Annotated in this window: 19 protein-coding genes; 7 read left to right on the plus strand and 12 right to left on the minus strand. The window is 46.7% G+C overall.

Annotation, left to right across the window (positions count from 1 at the left end):
• Nucleotides 1-10 precede the first annotated feature (10 nt).
• The gene (locus EWM62_RS07370) at nt 11-715 is read right to left on the minus strand and encodes a DsbA family oxidoreductase (protein ID WP_129876029.1); all 705 of its coding nucleotides are present in this window, start codon (nt 713-715) and stop codon (nt 11-13) included.
• A gap of 200 nt (nt 716-915) precedes the next feature.
• On the opposite strand from EWM62_RS07370, the gene EWM62_RS07375 reads away from it, so the two are divergent.
• Nucleotides 916-2,118, plus strand: a complete 1,203-nt coding sequence (locus tag EWM62_RS07375) for a DUF3179 domain-containing (seleno)protein (protein ID WP_129876030.1) — start codon at nt 916-918, stop codon at nt 2,116-2,118.
• A gap of 369 nt (nt 2,119-2,487) precedes the next feature.
• Here the strand turns inward: EWM62_RS07375 and EWM62_RS07380 are convergent, their stop codons facing one another.
• The 7 genes from EWM62_RS07380 to EWM62_RS07410 all read right to left on the minus strand — a co-directional run bounded on the left by EWM62_RS07380 (nt 2,488) and on the right by EWM62_RS07410 (nt 8,491).
• Nucleotides 2,488-2,691 carry a heavy metal-binding domain-containing protein gene (locus tag EWM62_RS07380; RefSeq protein ID WP_129876031.1) on the minus strand — a complete coding sequence of 68 codons (204 nt, stop codon included), beginning with the start codon at nt 2,689-2,691 and terminating at the stop codon, nt 2,488-2,490.
• Nucleotides 2,692-2,693: 2 nt separating this feature from the next.
• The gene (locus EWM62_RS07385) at nt 2,694-4,208 is read right to left on the minus strand and encodes a PepSY domain-containing protein (protein WP_129876032.1); all 1,515 of its coding nucleotides are present in this window, start codon (nt 4,206-4,208) and stop codon (nt 2,694-2,696) included.
• Nucleotides 4,135-6,441, minus strand: a complete 2,307-nt coding sequence (locus EWM62_RS07390; protein WP_162499803.1) for a TonB-dependent receptor — start codon at nt 6,439-6,441, stop codon at nt 4,135-4,137. The genes EWM62_RS07385 and EWM62_RS07390 overlap by 74 nt, the downstream gene beginning before the upstream one ends.
• 158 nt (nt 6,442-6,599) lie before the next feature.
• Nucleotides 6,600-6,971: a hypothetical protein gene (locus EWM62_RS07395; RefSeq protein WP_129876034.1), complete on the minus strand. Its 372-nt coding sequence runs from the start codon at nt 6,969-6,971 to the stop codon at nt 6,600-6,602.
• Between the two features lie 119 nt (nt 6,972-7,090).
• A complete protein-coding gene (locus tag EWM62_RS07400) occupies nt 7,091-7,450 on the minus strand; it encodes a glycoside hydrolase (protein WP_129876035.1) in 360 nt (119 codons plus the stop codon).
• 150 nt (nt 7,451-7,600) lie between these two features.
• Complete coding sequence (locus EWM62_RS07405; RefSeq protein ID WP_129876036.1) at nt 7,601-8,032, minus strand: hypothetical protein; 432 nt, start codon at nt 8,030-8,032, stop codon at nt 7,601-7,603.
• 24 nt (nt 8,033-8,056) lie between these two features.
• A complete protein-coding gene (locus tag EWM62_RS07410) occupies nt 8,057-8,491 on the minus strand; it encodes a hypothetical protein (RefSeq protein WP_129876037.1) in 435 nt (144 codons plus the stop codon).
• Between the two features lie 319 nt (nt 8,492-8,810).
• Between EWM62_RS07410 and EWM62_RS07415 the strand changes: the two genes are divergently transcribed.
• The 6 genes from EWM62_RS07415 (at nt 8,811) to EWM62_RS07440 (ending at nt 18,248) form a co-directional block, all read left to right on the plus strand.
• Complete coding sequence (locus EWM62_RS07415) at nt 8,811-10,817, plus strand: glycoside hydrolase family 127 protein (RefSeq protein WP_129876038.1); 2,007 nt, start codon at nt 8,811-8,813, stop codon at nt 10,815-10,817.
• Nucleotides 10,818-10,866: 49 nt separating this feature from the next.
• Nucleotides 10,867-13,089, plus strand: coding sequence for a putative Ig domain-containing protein (locus tag EWM62_RS07420; RefSeq protein ID WP_129876039.1), 2,223 nt, complete (start codon nt 10,867-10,869; stop codon nt 13,087-13,089).
• Nucleotides 13,090-13,242: 153 nt separating this feature from the next.
• A complete protein-coding gene (locus EWM62_RS07425) occupies nt 13,243-14,190 on the plus strand; it encodes a dihydrodipicolinate synthase family protein (RefSeq protein ID WP_129876040.1) in 948 nt (315 codons plus the stop codon).
• 102 nt (nt 14,191-14,292) lie between these two features.
• The gene (locus EWM62_RS07430; protein ID WP_129876041.1) at nt 14,293-15,864 is read left to right on the plus strand and encodes an aldehyde dehydrogenase (NADP(+)); all 1,572 of its coding nucleotides are present in this window, start codon (nt 14,293-14,295) and stop codon (nt 15,862-15,864) included.
• Between the two features lie 87 nt (nt 15,865-15,951).
• On the plus strand, nt 15,952-16,953 hold the full coding sequence (locus tag EWM62_RS07435; protein ID WP_129876042.1) for a 4-hydroxyproline epimerase: 1,002 nt from the start codon (nt 15,952-15,954) through the stop codon (nt 16,951-16,953).
• Between the two features lie 47 nt (nt 16,954-17,000).
• Nucleotides 17,001-18,248, plus strand: a complete 1,248-nt coding sequence (locus EWM62_RS07440; protein ID WP_129876043.1) for an NAD(P)/FAD-dependent oxidoreductase — start codon at nt 17,001-17,003, stop codon at nt 18,246-18,248.
• 41 nt (nt 18,249-18,289) lie between these two features.
• Here the strand turns inward: EWM62_RS07440 and EWM62_RS07445 are convergent, their stop codons facing one another.
• From EWM62_RS07445 to EWM62_RS07460, 4 genes are read right to left on the minus strand one after another with little or no spacing between them, the layout of a single operon-like run.
• Complete coding sequence (locus EWM62_RS07445; RefSeq protein ID WP_129876044.1) at nt 18,290-19,234, minus strand: DUF5777 family beta-barrel protein; 945 nt, start codon at nt 19,232-19,234, stop codon at nt 18,290-18,292.
• A 21-nt stretch (nt 19,235-19,255) separates the two neighbouring features.
• A complete protein-coding gene (locus tag EWM62_RS07450) occupies nt 19,256-19,798 on the minus strand; it encodes a YceI family protein (protein ID WP_129876045.1) in 543 nt (180 codons plus the stop codon).
• 3 nt (nt 19,799-19,801) lie between these two features.
• Nucleotides 19,802-21,094 (minus strand): hypothetical protein, encoded by a 1,293-nt coding sequence (locus EWM62_RS07455; protein WP_129876046.1) that lies wholly within the window; start codon nt 21,092-21,094, stop codon nt 19,802-19,804.
• The gene (locus EWM62_RS07460; protein WP_129876047.1) at nt 21,091-21,732 is read right to left on the minus strand and encodes an RNA polymerase sigma factor; all 642 of its coding nucleotides are present in this window, start codon (nt 21,730-21,732) and stop codon (nt 21,091-21,093) included. Before EWM62_RS07460 ends, EWM62_RS07455 begins: the two co-directional genes overlap by 4 nt.
• Between the last annotated feature and the right edge of the window lie 138 nt (nt 21,733-21,870).

Here is a 21,870-nt window from a genome sequence, read left to right on the forward strand (position 1 = left end):
ACCGGCATTATCAGCAATCGCCATCGGGGCCGCAGGTTGGGCCTTCAATAATATCAAATTTTGGTTTTGCCCGTTCATCATGCCACTCGCCAAAGGCTTTTTCAAGCGTTTGCGAAAATACAGGTACCGCCTGCGCGCCCGATACCGCGTATTTGCTGTTCATTACAAAAAACGGGACACCTTGTATGCCTAAATACTGTGCTTCGGCAACATCATGTTTTACATCATCGGCGTAGGCATCAGTAGCAAGGGTTTTATTTATTTCTCCGGCATCAAGGCCAATGCCAGTCCCCAATTGTGCCAGCGTAGCGGTATCGTCAATATTTTTACCATCTGTAAAATACGCGCGGAAAAGCGCTTCTTCGGCGGCATCGCCCAGGCCGTGCTTTTTGGCCAGGTGGCTAAAGCGGTGCGCGTTAAAACTGTTGGCAACAACAGCCTTATCCATATGATATTCAAGGCCAACTTCGGCGGCCATTTGGGTAACATGGTTGTTCATCTGCTGGGCGTAATCAAGCGTCCAGCCCTTTGCGTCGGCCAGGTATTGGCTGATGTTTACCGATGGGTCGGTGATCATACCGGGGTTAAGCTGGAAGCTTTTCCATTCTATCTCAACCTCATCCTTATGCGCGAATTGCTGCAGCGCATCTTCAAACCTGCGTTTACCAATGTAACAGAACGGGCACATCACGTCGCTCCAGATCTCTATCTTCATATTCCTTAATATTTGATATAAAATTACGGCAATCAAAACGCAATCGCGTAAGCATAAAGTAAAAATGGAAAAGGTACCAGGGCGTGTAATTATATAAATTAAACAGCGGTGCTTTAAGGCTATTGGATATTAATTATCTTTTATAATTTAGGCTTACAAACCCGATTAACCAATACTATAACAAGCCTTTAAGGATAAGCATGAACAAAAAAACCAAACCCTCCCTTTTTTGGGCCGGTATTATACTGATCCTTGTTCCGGGACTGATACATGCTTACCTGCTGATGCCTTTCCCCGGCAGCCAGGACCTTAACGCCATAACTTTTTGTTACTACCTCGAAAAGGTGGTACAGCCGCTGCGCATTGTGGGCGCTGTGATGATATTAGCCTACATGGCTTTTTACTTTATTAAAGATACCACCAAACAAAAAGCCATAAAAGTAGGCGTGCTTGCCCTTTGCCTCGTAAGTTTTTATTATAGCGACAAGGTGTATAAGGCCGAGATCATGTTTAAGGAAACCCGTAAGGTTGCTTTTGCTAACGCGATAAAAAGCCGCGTGCCGCACAGTTACCTGGTTATAGGCGTGGTATATAAAGGCGTGGCCAAAGCTTATCCTATTATTTATTTGGGCTATCACCATAAGGTACAGGATAATATTGCCGGTAAACCTATACTGGTTACCTATTGCACCATGTGCCGCACCGGCCGCGTTTACGATCCCGTTATCAACGGCAATACCCAAACCTTCAGGCTGGTGGGGGCAAGGCATTACAACGCTATTATTGAGGATAACGCTACAAAAACCTGGTGGTACCAGTCTACCGGTAAAGCCGCGGTTGGCAAGCTTAAAGGCGCGCAGCTGGCCGAAGTACCCTACGAACAGTTAACCCTGGGCGCCTGGCTAAGCAAATACCCCGGTTCGCAAATATTACAGCCCGATGCCATCTATACAAACGATTATGCCGACCTGAAGGATTACGACCGCAAACAAGCGGTTGATAAGGATAGCACACTGAAGAACAAAGATTCGCTGATGCGCAAAAGCTGGATGATAGGGGTAATTGTGGAAGGGCAGCCAAAAGCTTACGACTGGCGGGCCATGGTGCGCAAACGTACCTATAACGATAAGATAAAAAATACCAGCCTGCTGATAGCCATGGAAAAGGACAGCATGAACTACCACGCCTGGAACAGTACTGTTAACGGCATGCCGCTGCATTTCCAGGTGAATGCGGATGGCCATCTTACCGATGACGAAACTTCATCCATATGGGATTGGAAAGGACTGTGCACCGCCGGCTCGTATAAAGGCAGCCAATTGGCCGGCATACAGGCCTACCAGGAATACTGGCGCTCGTGGAAGCAGTTTCACCCCAACACCCTGTTCTGGAAAGAGGAGTGACTGTTTTAGGTTCCTGAACCGGTGACTCTCGGGATAGATAGTAGCTATAAAACTATGTCATTGCGAGCGATAGCGTGGCAATCTCATAGGCCATGCTGAGATTGCCACGTCGCTGAACTTAACTCAATTACAATTGGGTACGCTGCGCTAATCCCGCGCCATCTATAGTAAAATTTTGTTAACCCATGGTGTCACTATTCTGACAGTATTTCAAAGACAAAGTTGCTGATTATCAGTTGTTCACGTTTTTTTCATGCTGGTTGTGTATCGTGAACGTGAACATTTTCCGTCTTTTTTTGCTGTGGGGGTATCTCGCAGAACACCCTGCAGCTGCCACGGACTTCCGACTTCGAACTTCAGACTTACAACTTACTTCTCATCCCTTTCCACCAGGTCCATACCGCATTTGCTGCAGGTGCCGGGCTTGTCGGCTGTTACGTCCGGGTGCATGGTGCAATAATATTTGCCTTTTGGTTTGGCAGCCTCTTTGGTTGGTGTTTTAGGGCTGTTATCGCAAGCGGCTACTCCTGTGAGCAGCCCTGCGATGGATAATATAATGAATGCTTTTTTCATAATTATTTGTTTTTAATAAACGCGGCAAAGCCGAAAAGTGATACCACCAGGACACCCAGCGCGGCCAGCATGCTTACCACATCGCGGATGTTTTTGCCGGCCCAACTCATGCCAAAATACTTGTGTAAAAATATAAAAGAAATGCCCTCGGCGCGGTCAATACCCGCAACTTTTGTGGCCAGCTGCGATGTGGTGGTTTCTATATACCAGCTCTCGCCGTTGGGGTAGGCTACCTTTTGCACGGGCAGGCGCTTGTTTATAAAGCCGTATTCGTTATCAAACTGGCGGATCTGGGTAATCTCGGTTTTACCGTAAACTTTTTCCGCATTGTTATCTGCATGGTAAATATTTGCCAGCCACCGTGCGTATAGCGTATCGCCGTCAGCCAATCGGGTACCGGTTATGGTATTAAAGTAGTGCACATTCTTCTTTACATCGCTTACCTGGTAATAAGTACTGTCGTTAAATTTTACCACGTTGATGTTTTTGAGCGAGGTATCTGCAACGGGCAATAAAATGTTATCAAACAAAAGGTTTTTACTATCTATATGCTGAGTATAAGTTTTTTGCCCAGCCCCGGCGTTATGCAGTTTGACTACCAGGTGAAATGCCCCGCTGATGATGAAAGTAAACATCACAAAGGAAACGATCAGCCCAATTTGCCGGTGAAAGCGATGCACAAAGCGCGTGTCCTTACGTTTATCGGCCCGGCGGTTTTGGGTTGCCGCCTTAAACTTTTTCCAGAACAGGCCGTAAATGGTAAGTCCGCTCAATAGCGATAAAAACATCACGCTAACAATAACCAGCAGCACTATATTCCTGAACTGGTCGCCTCCGATATCCGCCAAAAACTCCCAGGTATGCAACTGCTCAAATACAGTAAGCATCGCCTTACGGGTGTTATTGTTAAACGTACCCATGCGGCTTTGCCCGGTCTCGATATAAATATCCATACCGTCGGAACGGTCAAAGGCTACCTTCCAAACGGGCAGCAGGTGGTTAATAGGCTGGTAATGCCCGTCGAAGGTTTTTTGCAGGGTGATGGACTTTATTTTGGAGGTGCTGTCCTGCGTAAAATACCGGGCCAGGTAGGTAGCGTAAAGCTTATCACCATTTGGCAATAAAGCGCCGGTATTGGCCGAATAGTAATTGTACACACTATCCATGCCCAAAACCTGGTACCGGGCATCGTTATTAAACCTCACCTGCCCAAAGTTGATAAAGCTGTTTATACCGTTTTTATCGAGCACCTGTTTTATAGATAATGTAGGTTTTGTTTTAACAGGCGCAGGTTTGTAAACCTCAAGCGCTATGGACGGCCTGAACCAGTTTGACATGAACGGATGCGATAAGCCGCTCAGCGTCCACATCATAACAGGGATAAGGGCTGTTAAGCCCAATATCCTATGCCATTTATAAAAATTTTGTTTTGCTGTTGCCATGTTATTGTTTTGCAAATGAGTAACTGATGCCCAGCGTGTAAACCCGTGGCGGCGCTGCGGTGTATGTATCGCCATACTGATTGCTGATCACCGTGGTAGCGTATAATTTATTGGTAACATTTAATACGTTAAACCATATCCCGGCGCCCTTAAGCGCACCGCTTTTTACATCGAACCCGGTACGGAAATTAAAAATATCATAACCCGAATACGTTTTGGTATTGGCCGGGTTGGTAAAGTACGAATTGATGTGCTGCCACTCGCCCGCTATCCTGAAGCCATTAATGTAGGCTGGCTTGTAGGTAAGCTCGGAGTTGGCTATCCATGCCGGAGCGTTGTTCATGCGGTTGCCGTTGTAAACCGTAACGGTACTTGCGCCTGTACTAAAATTAGTTGCCACCTCGCTGTAATCAACATAAGTATGTTTGGCATTGGTGCCGCTAAACCTGAAGCTAAGCTCGCTTACCGGCGCATAAGCTACCGAATACTCCACGCCGCGGTGGCGGGTTGCGCCCGCGTTTTGGTTTTGAGTGGTATTATCGGGCAGCAACTGGTTGATGATCTCGTTACGGCCTTCCAGGTCGTATACAGTTACCTCTACGTAAATCTTCTTATTCAGCGCGGTGAACCAGCCGCCGGCTTCGTAATTGTTAAAAGTAGCTTGTTTTAGTGGGGTAAGCTGGCGGGCGCTGTACAGGTCGCCGGTTTCGGGTGGCTGAAAGCCCACGCTGTAATTTGCATACAAGCCTTTGTTGTTACCAAAGTTGTAGGTAAGCCCAAGTTTAGGGGCCACAATATTAAAATCGTTCGTTTCCTGCTGTTTGTATTTGGTGCTGCCCGCGGCAATACCGTTGGTAAAGTTATAGTGGATGCGGTCGTACCGTAAACCCATCACAATGCGTAAGGGTTCGGTGGGCTTTATCTCGTACTGGGCATAAGCGGCGGTATTGAATAATTTGATGCGATAGTTATCGATGTAATTACCGGTATTGGTGTAGCCGGTGTAAAAGTTATTGGCCACATCCTTTTGGATATCCAAAAACTTAGCGTAGTAGCTGCTCGGGCTGTTATCGGCATAAACACCCACAATCAACCTCGAATGCAGGAAGTCGATGTCCTGCCTATGCTGCGCCAGCAAACCCAAACTATGAAAACTTTGGTCGTTTTCCTGCCCGTTCGAGCTGAGGTAGTTCCCCGCGTTATCCCTTACATCCGAAATGTAATAGCTTGGCAGCTGCGCGGTAGAATTATTGCGGTAAAACAGGGTTATAAAACTGCTGCTTTTATCGCTCCAGGTATGTTCCAGTTTGGTATTGGCCCTGAAGGCTTTTACCCTACGGTAGGTAAAACGCTGGTTTGCACCGTAAGCCCTGCTGTAAAACTTTGCGCTATCCAAACTACCAGGTGTTTGTGTGTTAAGATAGTTGTAAGCAACGGATGTGGTCAATCGCGTAGCGGCATCAAAATCATAAGTGGTTTTAAAATTGCCCGAGTATTTGTCAAAATCGCTGTAATCCTGCCAGCCGTCGCGCTGTTTGGCAATGTAGCCGCCCACATACAGCCCAAACTTGCCGGAGCTGAAGCCACCGTCGGCATCAACACGGCGGTAATTAAAATTATTACCCTGAACCGATACGTTACCTGCATAGCCGGCAGGCGGCCCCTGTGTAATAAAATTAATAGCCCCGCCAATGGCGTTACTGCCATATAACGACGATGCCGGGCCTTTAATTACCTCAATATCGCGCACTCCGCTCATGTTTATCTCGTAAAGCGAGTTATGGTTAAAGATCCCCGTAGGGCGGATAGGCAGGCCATCCTCCATATATAAATATAAAGCATTGTAGGTAATGGGCTGGCGGATGGCCATGGTATGCTGCTCGTTCCCCAGGTCTACCATGTAAACACCCGTAACCTTATTTAGCAACTGGTAAAGCGCGGTTGCTTTGGTATCGTGGATCTGAGTGGCGTTTATTTTGCTGATGGCGATTGGCGCATCCTGCCGGGCCTGTCGCTGGCGGCTGGCGGTGATAACCACCTGCTGCAGATCGATGGTTGAAGGTTCCAGTGTAACCTCAATAGAAGCAGCGCCATTAACAGTATAAATTTTATCGTTAAAACCTATCATGGCAAAACGCAGGGTTTTAACAGTATCAGTTGGTAGGGTAAATTTACCTTTAGCATTGGTAGTAGTAAGCATTTTGCCATTGGCGGCGTTGCTTATTACTACCCCGGCCACGGCTTCGTGCGTTCGGGCATCGGTAACGGTGCCGTGCAGGTTGGCTTGCCCAAAACACAGGGCAGGCATAATGCATAGCATTATATATAATAGTGTAGATATTTTCATAAAAATGTAAGGGATACCCAAAATACATTGGGGCATAAATAAATTACAGCGCATGCAAAAGCATAGCAGGTACAGGCACAAGCCGACACCTTAAACTGTAGTAAATAATAGAGATGTTTTTATGCGTGCCTCGGGGGTTGGAAGATGTTGCGGGATTGCTCCGGCAGTTGGATACGGTAGTTTGGAACTTTGGTTACCGATAATAAAACCGAATAGAATTTGATGCGGGCAGGCTGGCTGTAGTTAGCTTCCTGGAACAGGTTTTTTTGGGCCTGCCTTTCGTCGGTGTTCTGCTTTTCCTGGGCTTGCTTTACTTTTTTCATGAAGTAGCACTTACCGTTACAATGCAGCTGGGGTTTATCACGGTTTTCACAAAGTTTCGTCGCGATGTAGTTCCTGTTCAGCTCAAAGCCCGCGTATATAAAAAAGCGCGAAAAGTTGGCCGACACCAGGGATACAATTAATAAGTATGCGGTTAAACGTTGTAACATTTGGCGCAAAGGTAAGCGTTGCAATTTTTATAACAAGCATTAAATGCACTTGTTTAAATACAATACGCAAAAAAGCCCTGCCGGGTTGGCAGGGCTTTAAGTTATTTAATGTAAGCGAACTATTTAGCGCGCTTTACAATAAAGTGCGAACCGCTGCCGCCAAAATCAATATCTAAAGCGCACGAATCGGCATAAACCTTACCCTTATGCGGATAATCGGTACCTGATACATTTACGCTGAACGAAAAATCGTCGCCTTTTATCTTACCATTTTCAATAGGCACTTCGCCCATTTGCGATGTTGCTGTACCGGTAAGTTTTTCGCCGTCAGCCTTAAAATCGTACGATACCTGGATAGCATTGCCATCAGGGGTGTTGATAGAGCCGATCCATTTGCCGTTGATATCGGCATAAACAGCTGCCAGGCATATTATAAGGCAGCATGATAACAGCGCTGTTGTAAAAAATTTTCTTTTCATATGGGGTTATAATTTTATAATCCTAATATAAGGTTTTATTAATACAAATTATCACCGGGCACATATTTTACTACCAATGTAAAGGCTAAAATAAAAATAGCGGGAGATGCACTCCATCGTCCCGCCATCCAAAAAAGCAATACCAATTAATTATTCAAACTTATCGGCAACTACTTGTATCTTCCTGCCCATTGTTTCTTCGGCCTCAAAGGTCATGGTAACTTTTCCATCTTTTCCTTCAATGGTTACAGTGGCGTGCCTGTCTGCACCATCGCGGGTAAGCAGGGCTTTAATAACGCTTTTGCCTTCTTTAAAAGGCACCTTCCATTCGCAGGTATTAGAGGATATAGGGCCCGTCATTTTTTTGTCGACATCACCGGGGATAATGGTTAGCTCGGTTTTGTTGATGGTGACCGTAACTTCTTCGTCTTTGGTCCTTACTTCGCCTTCCCGATTAATATAGTTGGTAGATGACGAAGTTAGAGTAACTGCTTTATCGCATTGTGCAAAAGCCGCCGTACTGCCTGCCGCAAAAAGCAACATATTGAGCAGTAATGTTCTAAAAGTAAATTTCGATTTCATTTTTGTTGATATGTAAGGGTTTAATTATTCAAATTTATCGGCCACTACCTGGATCTTTTTCCCCGGCATTTCCTCAGCCTCAAATGTCAGGGCCACCTTGCCATCTTTGCCATCAATGGTTACTGTAACATGTTTTTCGTCGGTGCCATCCTTGCTCATAACTGCTTTAACAACCGTTTTGCCTTCTTTAAAAGGTACTTTCCAGTCGCAGGTTGCAGAGGTGATCTTGCCGCTCATGGCGTGGTCGCTGTCGGGGGTAATGGTCAGGTCGGTTTTGGTAATACTAATAACAGCGCCGGCATCTACCGTTTTTATAATGGTGCCCTGTGCATCCAGGTAACTGGTAGCTGATGCGGTCAGGGTGGCGGTTTTGTCGCACTGGGCCAGGGCTACCCTGCCGCCTGCCATCAAAAAAAAGCCGGCAAGTATGGCGATTTTAAAAGAATGTTTTGCTTTCATTTTGGGATGTATTTTAAATTTCTGTAAAGATATATGTTTTATATAGTATTATGCAATACATAGTACTATCTTATATTGTATTATGTTGATAATGAGAATGATAATTTTTTTATCCGGAACAGATCTAACTTTGGTGAAGAATTACGGGCAGGATCTGCATAAATGAATATGGAAAGATGAATGCCAATATTTTATCTTTACTTTTATCTTATATAAATAAATTATGGTAATATATGGGCAATAGTTGGTAAAAAAACGGGTACTTGGATGTATTATTCCTGTACTTTTGGGTAGCTTTAAAATTCAAAATTCATCGCCCATGAAAAAGTTTTGTCTGGTAATTTTTACATGCTGTAGCCTCGCCGCCTTCGCCCAAAAACAGGATTATCCCATACAGCCGGTGACCTTTACCAACGTAAAGCTTACCGACCGTTTCTGGAACCAGCGCATCGAAACTAACCGTACGGTAACCATACCCGCCTCGTTTGCGCGCTGTGAGAGCACCGGCAGGGTAAAAAATTTCCAGATGGCGGCCGAGCGCCAAGGTAAATTCTGCACTACCTACCCGTTTGATGATACCGATATCTACAAAACCATAGAAGGCGCATCCTATTCGCTGGCATTGCACCCTGATAAAAAGCTTGATCATTACGTAGATTCGATGATCACCATCATTGGCAACGCGCAGGAACCCGACGGCTACCTGTACACCGCCCGCACCATCGACCCGCTGCACGTTGGCCCCTGGCTTGGCAAACAGCGCTGGGAAAAAGAGCAGGAAAACAGCCACGAATTATATAATGCAGGCCATATGTATGAGGGCGCGGCAGCCCATTTTTTGGCTACCGGCAAGCGAAACTTCCTAAATATAGCGCTTAAAAATGCCGATTTGCTGGTGCGCACCTTCGGGCCGGGGAAAAGGCATGTGGCACCGGGCCACCAGGTGGTTGAGATGGGCCTGGTAAAGTTGTACCGCATCACCGGTAAAAAGGAATACCTGGACCTGGCCAAGTTTTTTATAGACGAGCGCGGGCATAAGGAGTATAATAAAAAGAGTAAAATAGTTACCGAAAACGGCGTTTACTGGCAGGATGATAAACCCGTAATCGATCAAACCGAGGCCGAAGGCCACGCCGTACGCGCCATGTACCTGTACTCGGGTATGGCCGATGTGGCTGCCCTGACCGGCGACAAACAGTACCTGGCCGCTATAGATAAGATATGGAACAATATGGTGGGCAAAAAAATGTACGTGCAGGGTAGTATAGGGGCTGTCGGCGATGGAGAGCGCTTTGGCGATAATTACGAATTGCCAAATGCAACTGCATACAACGAAACCTGCGCCGCTATTGGCAACGTGTTTTGGAACCAGCGTATGTTTTTGCTGCATGGCGAATCGAAGTATATCGATGTGTTGGAGAAAACTCTTTACAACGGTTTGATCTCGGGCGTTGGGCTGGATGGCAAATCGTTTTTCTACACCAATGCCATGCAGATACATGATAATTTTAACCACCCTGATATTGAGCGGGAGCGCGCCGGATGGTTCACCTGTTCGTGCTGTCCTACCAATGTGGTTAGGCTGATGCCATCTATCCCCGGATATATTTACGCGCAAAATGGCAGGGATATATATGTAAACCTGTTCATTAGCGGCACGGGTGACATGAAAGTAAATAATAAGGACTTAAAGATCACCCAGCAAAATAACTACCCCTGGGATGGAGGGCTGGCCTTTACTATTGACCCGGCAAGCAGTATGGACCTTAACCTAAAGATCCGCATACCGGGCTGGGCGCAAAACCAGGCTATCCCTTCAGATCTGTACAGTTATCAAACACCTGTAAATCAAAAGGTAGAAATAAAGCTGAACGGTAAAGCCATCAATTATCAAATAGAAAAAGGCTACGCGGTGATCAGCCGCAAATGGAAAAAAGGCGATAAGGTAGAAATGAACCTGCCCATGAATGTACAGCGCGTTATCGCCAATGATAAACTGCCGGATGATGCCGGTAAAATAGCCCTGCAGCGCGGCCCCATTATGTACTGCGCCGAGTGGAAGGATAACGACGGCAAGGCAGGTAACATCATCATCCCGCAAAATACAACGTTCACCACGGCTTACGAGCCAACACTGCTTAATGGCGTAACCGTGTTAAAGGCCGATGTAAAAAGTGTTAATATCGACGAGGCGGCACAAACGGTTACCACCCAAAACAAAACCCTGACGGCCATCCCGTATTATTGCTGGGCTAACCGCGGCAAAGGCGAAATGACGGTGTGGTTCCCTGAGCAGGTAAAATATATTGAATTGATAGCGAGGTAATATATAAAAATGTAAGTTTGACAGTAAACCAAATCAAACCAATAGTGCTATGATGAAACGACTTTTTTTACTGATCTGCCTGGCTGCGGCCTTTATAACAGGGGCTGCAGCACAGGAAATTTCCATTGATAAGGGCTGGAAGTTTGCCATTGGCGATTCGATACAATGGGCGCAGCCGGGCTATAACGATGCCAGCTGGAAACCCGTAAGCCTGGCGCACACCTGGGAAAAGCAGGGCTATGCGGATGTTAACGGCTTTGGCTGGTACAGGCTGCACCTGGTTATCCCGTCATCATTAAAAGAAAAAGCATTTTTAAAAGATAGCTTACGCATTACCCTAAACGATGTTGACGATAACGACGAAGTTTACCTTAACGGGCAATTGATAGCTAAATACGGGGGTTACGGGGGCGATATTAAAACCGGGCACTACGGGCCACGCAGCTATACCATAGCGGCTAATAACCCTGCCATTTTATGGGATAAGCAAAATGTGCTGGCCGTGCGCATTTTTGATACCGGCGGCGATGGCGGCCTGTATGGCGATAAATTTACCCTGGCTATGGCCGATGTAATGGACCCGGTGAGCGTTAATACCGATGCCGATTTTAATTATGGCGCAGGTAATACCCTAAGCAAATCCATTAAACTTACCACAACCAGCAATTATGCCTACAAAGGAAAGCTTACTTTTAAAGTAACCGACCCCGAAACCAACGCCGTTATTTACAACAAAACAAACGATGCCGCTTTTACAGCAGGCAAACCTTTTACCTATAACTTCAACGTGGCCCGTCTGGCGCAAAAATCATACGTAATTAGCTATACTTTTACCGAAGACAGATCGGGCAAAAGCATCACTAAAACAGATGGTACGCCCTATATACTTACCCCGGCACCGGCCCTTACGCCTAAGGTTAACGGCCCCGGTGTTTATGGTGCAAGGCCGGGCAACCCTTTCCTGTACCTGGTGCCTGCCAGCGGGCAAAAACCGCTTACTTATATGGCTAAAGGCCTGCCAAACGGTTTAAAGCTTGATGCCAAAACGGGTATAATTAGTGGTGTGGTTAACCAAAAGGGTAACTACCCTGTTACCATAACTGTCAAAAACAGCCTGGGAACCAGCACAAAAAAATTCACTATAAAAATTGGCGACCTGATAGGCCTTACCCCGGCGCTTGGTTGGAACAGCTGGAACGCTTTCGGGTTATCTATCAATGACGAAAGGGTGCGCGTAGCTGCTAAAACCATGATAGATAAGCTAAGCGCCCACGGCTGGAACTATATTAATATTGATGATGGATGGGAGGCCGAAAACCGTGCGGCAAACGGCGAAATTGTAACCAACCAAAAGTTCCCGGATATGAAGGCCACTACCGATTATGTACATAGCCTGGGGTTAAAAATGGGCATTTATTCGTCGCCCGGCCCGCGTACCTGTGGTGGTTATTTAGGCAGCTGGCAGCACGAAGACCAGGATGCCAAAACCTATGGCGACTGGGGTATAGATTACTTGAAATACGATTGGTGCTCGTACACCGAAGTAGCGCCAAAAAACCTTACACTTGATGATATGAAAAAGCCTTACCAGGTAATGCGCGCATCATTAGATAAAATTCCGCGCGATATTATGTATAGCTTTTGCCAGTACGGCATGGGCGAGGTGTGGAACTGGGGCGCCGAGGTTGGCGGCAACAGCTGGCGCACAACAGGCGATATTACCGATACCTGGAAAAGCATGGCCGATATTGGCTTTAGCCAGATGCCTGCAGCACCGCATGCCGGGCCCGGATATTTTAACGACCCGGATATGTTGATTGTAGGTAAAGTGGGCTGGGGAGATAGCCAGCATAATACCCGCTTAACTCCTGATGAACAATACACGCACATTAGTTTGTGGAGCCTGCTTTCGTCGCCATTGTTGATTGGCTGCGATATGGGTAAGCTGGACAAATTTACGCTTAACCTGCTTACTAATGACGAGGTATTGGCAATTGACCAGGATGCACTGGGCAAAGAAGCAACACAGGCCATAAAAACCGATAATCACCAGGTATGGATAAAAGATCTGGCAGATGACGGCAAAGCGGTAGGTATTTTCAACACATCAGATAAGTATCAAGCCATCACCCTAAAACGCAACGAGAACGGTTTGCAAGGACTGACCAAGATACGCGATGTATGGCGCCAGAAAAATGTGATAACCACCGGTAGCAGCTATACGGTTAAGGTAGCCCCGCACGGCGTAATGCTGTTAAGGTTGAGTAAGTAAAACCCCACCCATCCCGATAGCTATCGGGACTACCCGTAGGAGAGAACTTTGAAAACGGCTGAAGGTGTATAAGAAAGAATTGAGTATGAACGTAAATATTAACATTAAAAAAGCTCTCCGCTAACCAGCGGAGGAGATTTAGAGGGGGCATATATGAGTGTAATTTGGAAAGGGGTTTTCCCCGCGGTAACCACAAAGTTTACAGATGATGATAAACTTGATTTTGAAGCCTTTGATAAAAATATCGAGGCACAAATAGAAGCCGGGGCAAGCGGCATTATTTTAGGCGGATCGCTGGGCGAAGCAAGTGTTTTAAGCGACAGCGAAAAAATAGAGTTGCTGCAGCATACCGTTAAGGTAGTTGCAAAACGCGCTTATGTAATATTGAACATCGCGGAGCAAACTACAAAAGCGGCCTTGCTTTGTGCCGAAAATGCCTCCAAATATGGCGCTGATGGCTTAATGATGCTGCCGCCATTACGCTATAAAGCTGATGAGGAAGAAACCATCAAATATTTCGCTGATGTAGCCAAAAGCACCAAATTACCTATCATGATCTATAACAACCCTTACGATTATAAGATAGAGGTTACGCTGGATATGTTTGAGCAGCTATCGGAATATAAAAATATCCAGGCGGTTAAGGAGTCAACCCGCGACGTGAGTAATGTTACCCGGATGATCAACCGTTTTGGGGACAGGTTTGCCATACTTTGTGGTGTGGATACCCTGGCGCTGGAAAGCCTTTTTATGGGTGCCGACGGCTGGGTTGCCGGCTTAGTTGATGCCTTCCCGAAAGAAACTGTTGCTATTTTCCGCCTGGCAAAAGAAGGCCGCATGCAGGAAGCATTGAAGATCTACCGTTGGTTTTTGCCAGTGCTGGAGTTGGATATCCATGCGAAACTGGTGCAATATATTAAACTTGCCGAATCGGTTACCGGCCTGGGTACCGAAACCGTAAGGCTGCCAAGGTTAAAAATTACAGGAAAAGAACGCGATAAGGTTTTAGGCATCATTAACCACGCGGTAAAGCACCGCCCCGAATTGCCTGCGGGCAGCTGGGGTGTAGAAGCTGAGGTGGATGTAACAGGCGTAAGCTAACCCACACAGCCCATACAAGTAAAGGCCATATAATTACTTAAATTACCCGCCGCGCAAACATCGTGCAGTAAAACAGGTAATTATAACAGGCAAAAAAATACAATGGAAACACAAAATTTAATTGGTTATCAATATAAAAAAGGCGGTAAGGCCTTAAAGGCCGTAAACCCGGCAACCGGCAAAGAACTGGATGCAGAATTTAACGCCGCGAGTGTACAGGATGCCGATAGCGCCATGCAACTGGCCGCAAAAGCATTTGAAACCTACAGCCTTGCAAGCGGTAAAACCAAAGCTGCTTTTTTGCGCAGTATTGCCGATGAGATAAACGCCCTTGGCGATACCCTGATACACCAGGCCATGGCCGAAAGCGGCCTGCCCGAGGCCAGGCTGCAAGGCGAACGCGGAAGGACAACCGGCCAGCTGAATATGTATGCCAATTTGCTGGAAGAAGGCAGTTGGGTTGATGCTGTTATCGATACCGCTATACCCGACCGTGCACCTTTGCCACGTGTGGATATCCGTAAAATGATGGTGCCGCTTGGGCCGGCTGTAGTATTTGGGGCAAGCAATTTCCCTTTGGCTTTTTCGGTTGCCGGTGGCGATACCTGTTCTGCTTTGGCGGCAGGTTGCCCGGTGGTTGTAAAAGCCCATCCGGCGCACCCGGGTACCAGTGCGCTGGTAGGCGGGGCCATTAAAAAAGCAGCCGAAAAGCATGGTCTTCCAGAGGGGGTCTTCTCGCTTTTGTTTGATGATGGCTTCACCATTGGCGAGGCTTTGGTAAAACATCCGAAAACAAAGATCGTAACCTTTACCGGCTCGCTTAAAGGCGGCATGGCGCTGGTTAAAATGGCGCAGGAGCGCGACGAGCCTATCCCGGTATTTGCCGAAATGGGCAGCACCAATCCAATATTATTGCTGCCAAAGGCCTTAGAGAACCGCGCGGAAGAACTGGCAAAACTATCTGCTGCTATAACCAATAATGCGGGGCAGTTTTGTACGCAGCCCGGCTTGTTGCTTGCTATCAGATCGGAGGCGTTAGAGAATTTTAAAAAGGCGCTTGCTGTCGCGATAGCAGATGTTAATTCGGCTACTATGCTTACGCCGGGCATTTGCGCTAACTACAATAAACTATCGGGCGGCATCCTGGCCGATAGCGATGTTGAGGTTATAGCAAAGTCTGATAAGCTTGATACCGGCAAACTAAACCAGGGCATTGCTATGGTTACCCAGATAAGCGCGTCGGCATTTTTGGCTGACGAAAAATATAAGGAAGAGATCTTCGGGCCTTACACCATGTTGGTGGAGGCCGATGATGTGGCGCAGTTAGAACAGGTAGTAGATAGCCTTCACGGCCAGCTCACCGCCTCGGTTATGGCCGAAAAAGAAGAACTGGCGCAGTATAAAAATATTACCGATAAACTGACCAAATTAGCGGGCAGGGTGATATTGAACGGCCCGCCAACCGGCGTTGAGGTGGGTAACGCCATGCAGCACGGCGGCCCTTACCCGTCAACTTCAGATAGCCGGTTTACATCGGTTGGTACGGGTGCTATCAGGCGCTTCGTGCGCCCGGTATGCTGGCAGAATTGGGAGAATGAACTTTTGCCAGATGAATTAAAGAACGGTAACCCGCTTGGTATATGGCGGCTGGTTAATGGGGAAATGGCGAAATAGATAAAGTGCGGGGAGCGGGGGTGTGAGGAGCGGAAACACGTTGTTAAGCCGCACCGCACACCCACTCTTCGCTCCAACAATAAACACATGAATAAAACATTTTTCTGTATAGATGCGCATACCTGCGGTAACCCGGTGAGGTTGGTTGCGGGTGGAGGGCCAAATTTGGTTGGCGCCAACATGAGCGAAAAGCGCCAGCATTTTCTGCGCGAGTACGACTGGATCCGCAAGGGGCTGATGTTTGAGCCACGGGGACACGATATGATGTCGGGCAGTATATTATACCCGCCTCATGATCCGCAGAACGATGTGGCGGTGCTGTTCATCGAAACCAGCGGCTGCCTGCCCATGTGCGGGCACGGCACCATTGGTACCATTACCATTGCTATCGAGGAAGGATTGATCACCCCAAAGATACCCGGAACTGTGCGTATGGAAGCACCCGCAGGTTTGGTTTTAATATCCTACAAGCAGGAAGGCAAAAAGGTAATGTCGGTAAAGCTGGTGAACGTACCAAGCTACCTGGCGGCCGAAAATTTAGAGGTTGAATGCCCGGACTTGGGCATGCTTACTGTTGACGTTAGCTATGGCGGAAATTTTTACGCCATTGTAGACCCGCAGGGAAACTTTAAGGGAATGGAAAACCACACTGCCGATCAACTGATATCATGGAGCAGGGTGCTACGCCAACGCATAAACGAGCAATATACCTTTGTGCATCCCGAGAACCCAACCATCAACGGCTGTTCGCATATCCTGTGGGCGGGTAAAACCATATCGCCGCTGGCAACAGCCCGCAATGCAGTTTTTTATGGTGATAAAGCGATAGACCGGTCGCCCTGCGGTACGGGTACATCGGCACGTATGGCGCAATGGCACGCAAAAGGAAAGCTCAAAAAAGGCGATAAGTTTATCCACGAAAGTATTATTGGCAGCCAGTTTATTGGTACGGTAGAGGATGAAGTAACCCTCGGCGGCAAATCGGCCATCGTGCCCGGCATTGAAGGCTGGGCAAAAGTTTACGGCTACAACACCATCAAAATTGATTACGAGGATGACCCGTACGCTTTTGGGTTTCAGGTGTTGTAAATAATAACTAATCAAAAGTTCCCCCTTCAGGGGGTTAGGGGGTAGCAATGAGTAAAGCAATAATAATAGGCGGCGGAATAATAGGACTATTCTCGGCATACTACCTGAACAGATCAGGGTGGGAAGTGGAGATACTGGAACAGGGCGACCTGACGGATAATGCATCATTTGGCAACGCTGGGATGATCGTGCCCAGCCATTTTATACCCTTGGCGGCGCCGGGCATGGTAGAGCAGGGCATCAGGTGGATGTTTAACAGCAAAAGTCCGTTTTACGTAAAGCCTTCACTAAACCCAGAACTGGTTGGCTGGGGTTTGAAATTCCTGAAAGCGGCCAATAAGCATCATGTGGAACGCTCTGCAGGCGCACTCCGCGATTTATCGCTACTTAGCAAAAAACTTTATACTGATCTGGAGCAGGATGCCTACTTTGATTTTGGCTTTGCCGATAAAGGTATCCTGATGCTTTTTAAAACCCCAAAGTTTGAGGAAGAAGAACGCCATACCGCCGAAAAGGCAACGCATTTAGGGCTTGACGCCCAATATTTAACCGCCGATGAATGCCGCAAACTGCAGCCCGATGTAGCGCTGGACATTTTAGGCGCGGTACATTACCATTGCGACGCGCATTTGTATCCCAATAAACTGATGACGGGCTTAGTGAACCATCTGGAAAAGGCCGGGGTAAAGATCCACCGGAATACACCCGTAACCAATATTGAACATGCTGATGGTAACGTAATCCGGGTAATTAGCAATGATAAAAGTTTTAGCGGCGATGCCTATGTACTTGCCGGGGGCGCATGGACGCCCGGGATAGCCAAACTGGCAGGCTTAAAGATACCGCTGATGCCCGGTAAGGGATATTCTTTTATGATAGATGAGCCACAGCACCGCATGACCATCCCGTCGTTGCTTTGCGAGGCAAGGGTATCTGTAACGCCAATGAACGGACACATCCGTTTTGGCGGAACCATGGAAATTGGCAAAATAAACCGGAAGGTGAATATGAACCGGGTGGCAGGCATCGTGGAATCGATCCCTCAATATTTTCCAGATTTTGCGCCTGCCTTACCACTGCAAAAAGATATATGGTTTGGTTTCCGCCCCTGCTCGCCCGATGGTTTGCCATATATTGGCTTATCGGGCAAGTACAAAAACCTGGCGGTTGCCACCGGGCACGGCATGATGGGATTAAGCCTTGCGCCCGCAACCGGTAAATTGATAGATGATGTGCTAAACCAGGCAACACCATCTACCGGTATCAGTCAGTTTTCACCAGACCGATACGCCTAATTATTGATTTAATGAATCATTGATTTTTCTCAGCATATCAATCAATACCCTGACTTATGTTTTTTATTGAAGTCGAAGATCCTGGAGATGGTAAATCCTAACCGGAACTGCCCTTTGCCCCAGTCAGATTCGGTATCGTTAAGGTAATTAAACTCGGATATGGCCTGCGCGTTGGTAAAGTTGATGGTAAACACGTGTCCGCCGGTTTCTATCTCTATGCCCACGCCTAAGCCGTCATAAAACCGCGGGTTTACACTGCTGTTCCTGAAGTTGGAGAAGGGGTGCACATAATCAATCACCAAACCCATCCGTTTGCTGAATTTTAAACGTCCGGCGGCAGACAGGGCCAGGAAACGCCTCTCATTACCATACAGGAACGGGAACGGCGCATTGTTAAAAATGTACATCGGTGATACCTGCAGCGACAAAGCCGGCGAGAATTTTCGCGCTACAACCGCCTGCAGCAAATGCGAAAAGCGGTTGCTGTAATTATCAAAAACAGGTGTATTTGAATGATAGGCTTTAAGCCCGGTTTTGCCAATTAAGGTAAGCGCAAAAGGCATGCTTTCGTCGGTTTTTTGGTGCAGTATATTGTACTTTAAGCCCAGTTCCAGCAGCGATTCAAATTTGCTGCGGCCAAAATCAATGTTCAGGTTATCGCTAAGGCCGTATTCAAAGCCAATGTAAATATCCGATGAATTATCAAGCCCCCAAAGGGTTTTGCCGCCGCCTGCCGAGCCGCCGATATCGCCAAACCGGTGGATCACCAAAAAGTTTAGTCCGTGCTTTTTAACTGTCTCGGTAGTTTGTGATAGGATCAAACGTGTTGCTTTAAAAGTAGCTATCACCGGCTCGCCTTTTTCGGGTATGCTTAGCGTGTTCATTAACGAATCGGTGCTGCTTTTAGCAGTGTCTTTCGTAGTTGTCTGCGCTTTTGAAAGTGATACTGTAAATAACAGGGAGATAAATAAGAGGGATGTTTTCATATGATTGTGGTATTAGAGATGTTATTTATAGGGTGAATAAGCAGCCGATACCTGGATTCGGATGCTTTCGGCGATATTGTGGAATACCAGGGTTGGAATCTCGATCTTGTGATCTTTACAGGCCACCGTAAATTCTGAAGTGAGGCTGATAGCGCCGTTGGCTACCGTTAATTTGCCTGGTATACTGCGGGTTTGCTTTACCCCGTGCACCTCCAACACTCCGCTTGCCGTTACAGGGTAGGTGCCATCTTTGGTAACATCAACCTTGTCGGTAAGCTTGCCTTTAAAGGTGGCCTGCGGGTATTTATCGCTTTCCATATAGTTTTCGTTGAAATGTTCCTGCATCAGCGCCTTATCAAACTTAAAAGAGCGGATAGGCACGCTAAAGGCCAGCTCGCCGGTGGCAGTATTTAAAACTGATGTGCCCTTGTCGGTACGTGCCTCGATATCTTCTATGGGTGCCTTCGAATAAAGGGTCACAACCGCGTTTTTACAGGCATAGATATCCTGTCCCGTGCGGTTTGTAGCAAACCACACGAGTAATATTACTCCGATATATTTCATGTTTTACTTAGGTTTTAGTGCCGAATTAATGTTCCACGTTACGCCTACGGCAACCCCTGCCGATTTTAAATTTACCTGCCCGTAGCCTATGCCGGTGAGCGGTAGCTTGTAATATGGTTGTACCCCCACGCCAAATTTTGAGCTTATCTCGCGCTGATAAGTCATATTCAGGTTAAGTATCCCCATAATATGTTTGTTTTTGTTACGGATATTATAGGTTGCAGGCCCTCCCGGATACACGCCGGTATAATTAAACGTGTAATTTTCGCGCAGCATAAAGTACGATGAAAGGCCTGTACCCAAACTAAACTTATTGCCGCCCTTGTTATAAACCTGGTAGCCGATATTTAGGGGGATATCTAACACGATACAGCTTGCACTAACGCTTGCCGGATTAGATGTAAACTTGTAAGCGCTGGAGTAGTTGGCAAAATCAGTTAAGTAAGGCTTATCGGCATAAATAGCGCCCGTAGTTATACTCCATTTTTTTGATACGCCCATGGTTAACAGCAACCCTGCGTTAGTACCCACCTTATTTTGCGAAAAGCCTTTAACGCTGTTGATATCAGGCGAAGCCACAAAGCTTAATGCAAAGGTTGGTTTAAATGCTGCCGATGATGCAGGCGCTGCCTGTTTCTTGTTCGGCTTAATATCATCCACAACCGATGCCAGTACAGGTTTTTTCTCGGCAATAGCGCTATCAACCTTCATACTATTATTGGCAAGCTTATCTGTTTTCGGGGTGATTAACGTATCAGTTTTTGTCGTATTGATGGCCATGCTAACCGTCTTATCCGGCGGGGTAGTATCGCGGTTTGGTTTTATAACACGTGCCGTATAAATATCATTGATGCCCAATTTACCGGCAGTATTACGGCCGCCCGCATCAGCAGATAAGGTAAAGAACGATCTGCTTTTACGGCTTATATCATTCGCACTCATCGCGCTGCTATCACTTGCCGAAAGCGCATTACTTTTGGATTCTGCCAGTTGCTGAGCCGGCGGGCCGTATTTGCCGGTGTCTTGTTGTACCTGCGGTTTGGTTTTAACCACTTGGGGCGGTGTACCGGTTTTTTGCGCGGGGTTTAAATACAACCAGCCAATTACAAGCAATAACATGGCGGCTGCAGCGCCAGCCAGTAACACTAAACTGCGCACAATACCTTTAGGTTTCCGGCCATTCAGCATAGCCTCCATAGCATCCCAGTCGCCCTCCCGGTATGGTGCGTTTTCGCCAGGGTCGTTAAGGCCGCGGCTAAACAATTTATCAATGCTATCTTCTTTTTCCTCTTTCATTGTTTGGTTACGTTATTCACAAAGGATACAGATAGGTTGGGGTTACTTTGCTGGGTTATAGATATGATATTATCGTTCGACTGTTTATTTACCGTACCGGGTATACGGTTGTTTTCGGCTATCATTACTTTTAATTTTTCGCGTGCTTTATGCAGGTTTGATTTTGATGTGCCGGTGCTAATGTTCAGCATATCTCCAATTTCTTCGTGCGTGTAGCCTTCAATGGCAAATAAGTTAAAAATGGTGCGGTAAGCACGCGGCAACTTAGTTATCATCTCCAGCAAATCGTTATAATTTAAGTTTTGGTCGGCATATTCTGTATCATTAATATGTTCGGCCTTATCAAGCTCTTCTGTATAAGCTATTTTTAAGTTGGAGCGGTAATAATCTATAGATGTATTTACCATAATACGCCCCAGCCAGGCCTTAAAGGGCTTGGTGATATCGTATTTATTTAAATTTTTAAATACCTTATAAAACCCCTGGTTCATGATCTCCGAAGCCTCGTACCTGTTGGCGGCGTACCTTAAACAAATGCCCATAGCAAAGCCATAAAAAGCCTTATACAGCAGCTTTTGGCTCAGCCTGTCATCCTTTAAACAACCACTTATCAGTCGGTACAGTTCTTCTTCGCCCATATCAGGGTTCCCTGTTTATTCTTAAATTATTACCTTATCTGCCTACATCACGATGGATATTATACAAAGGTTGCCACGGGTGTGAAAATATTTATTGATTTGATGACTTACAGAATTAATTATCGAAGAAATTTAGCT

It is taken from the genome of Mucilaginibacter terrigena (genome assembly GCF_004168255.1).
Taxonomy (GTDB): Bacteria; Bacteroidota; Bacteroidia; order Sphingobacteriales; family Sphingobacteriaceae; genus Mucilaginibacter; species Mucilaginibacter terrigena.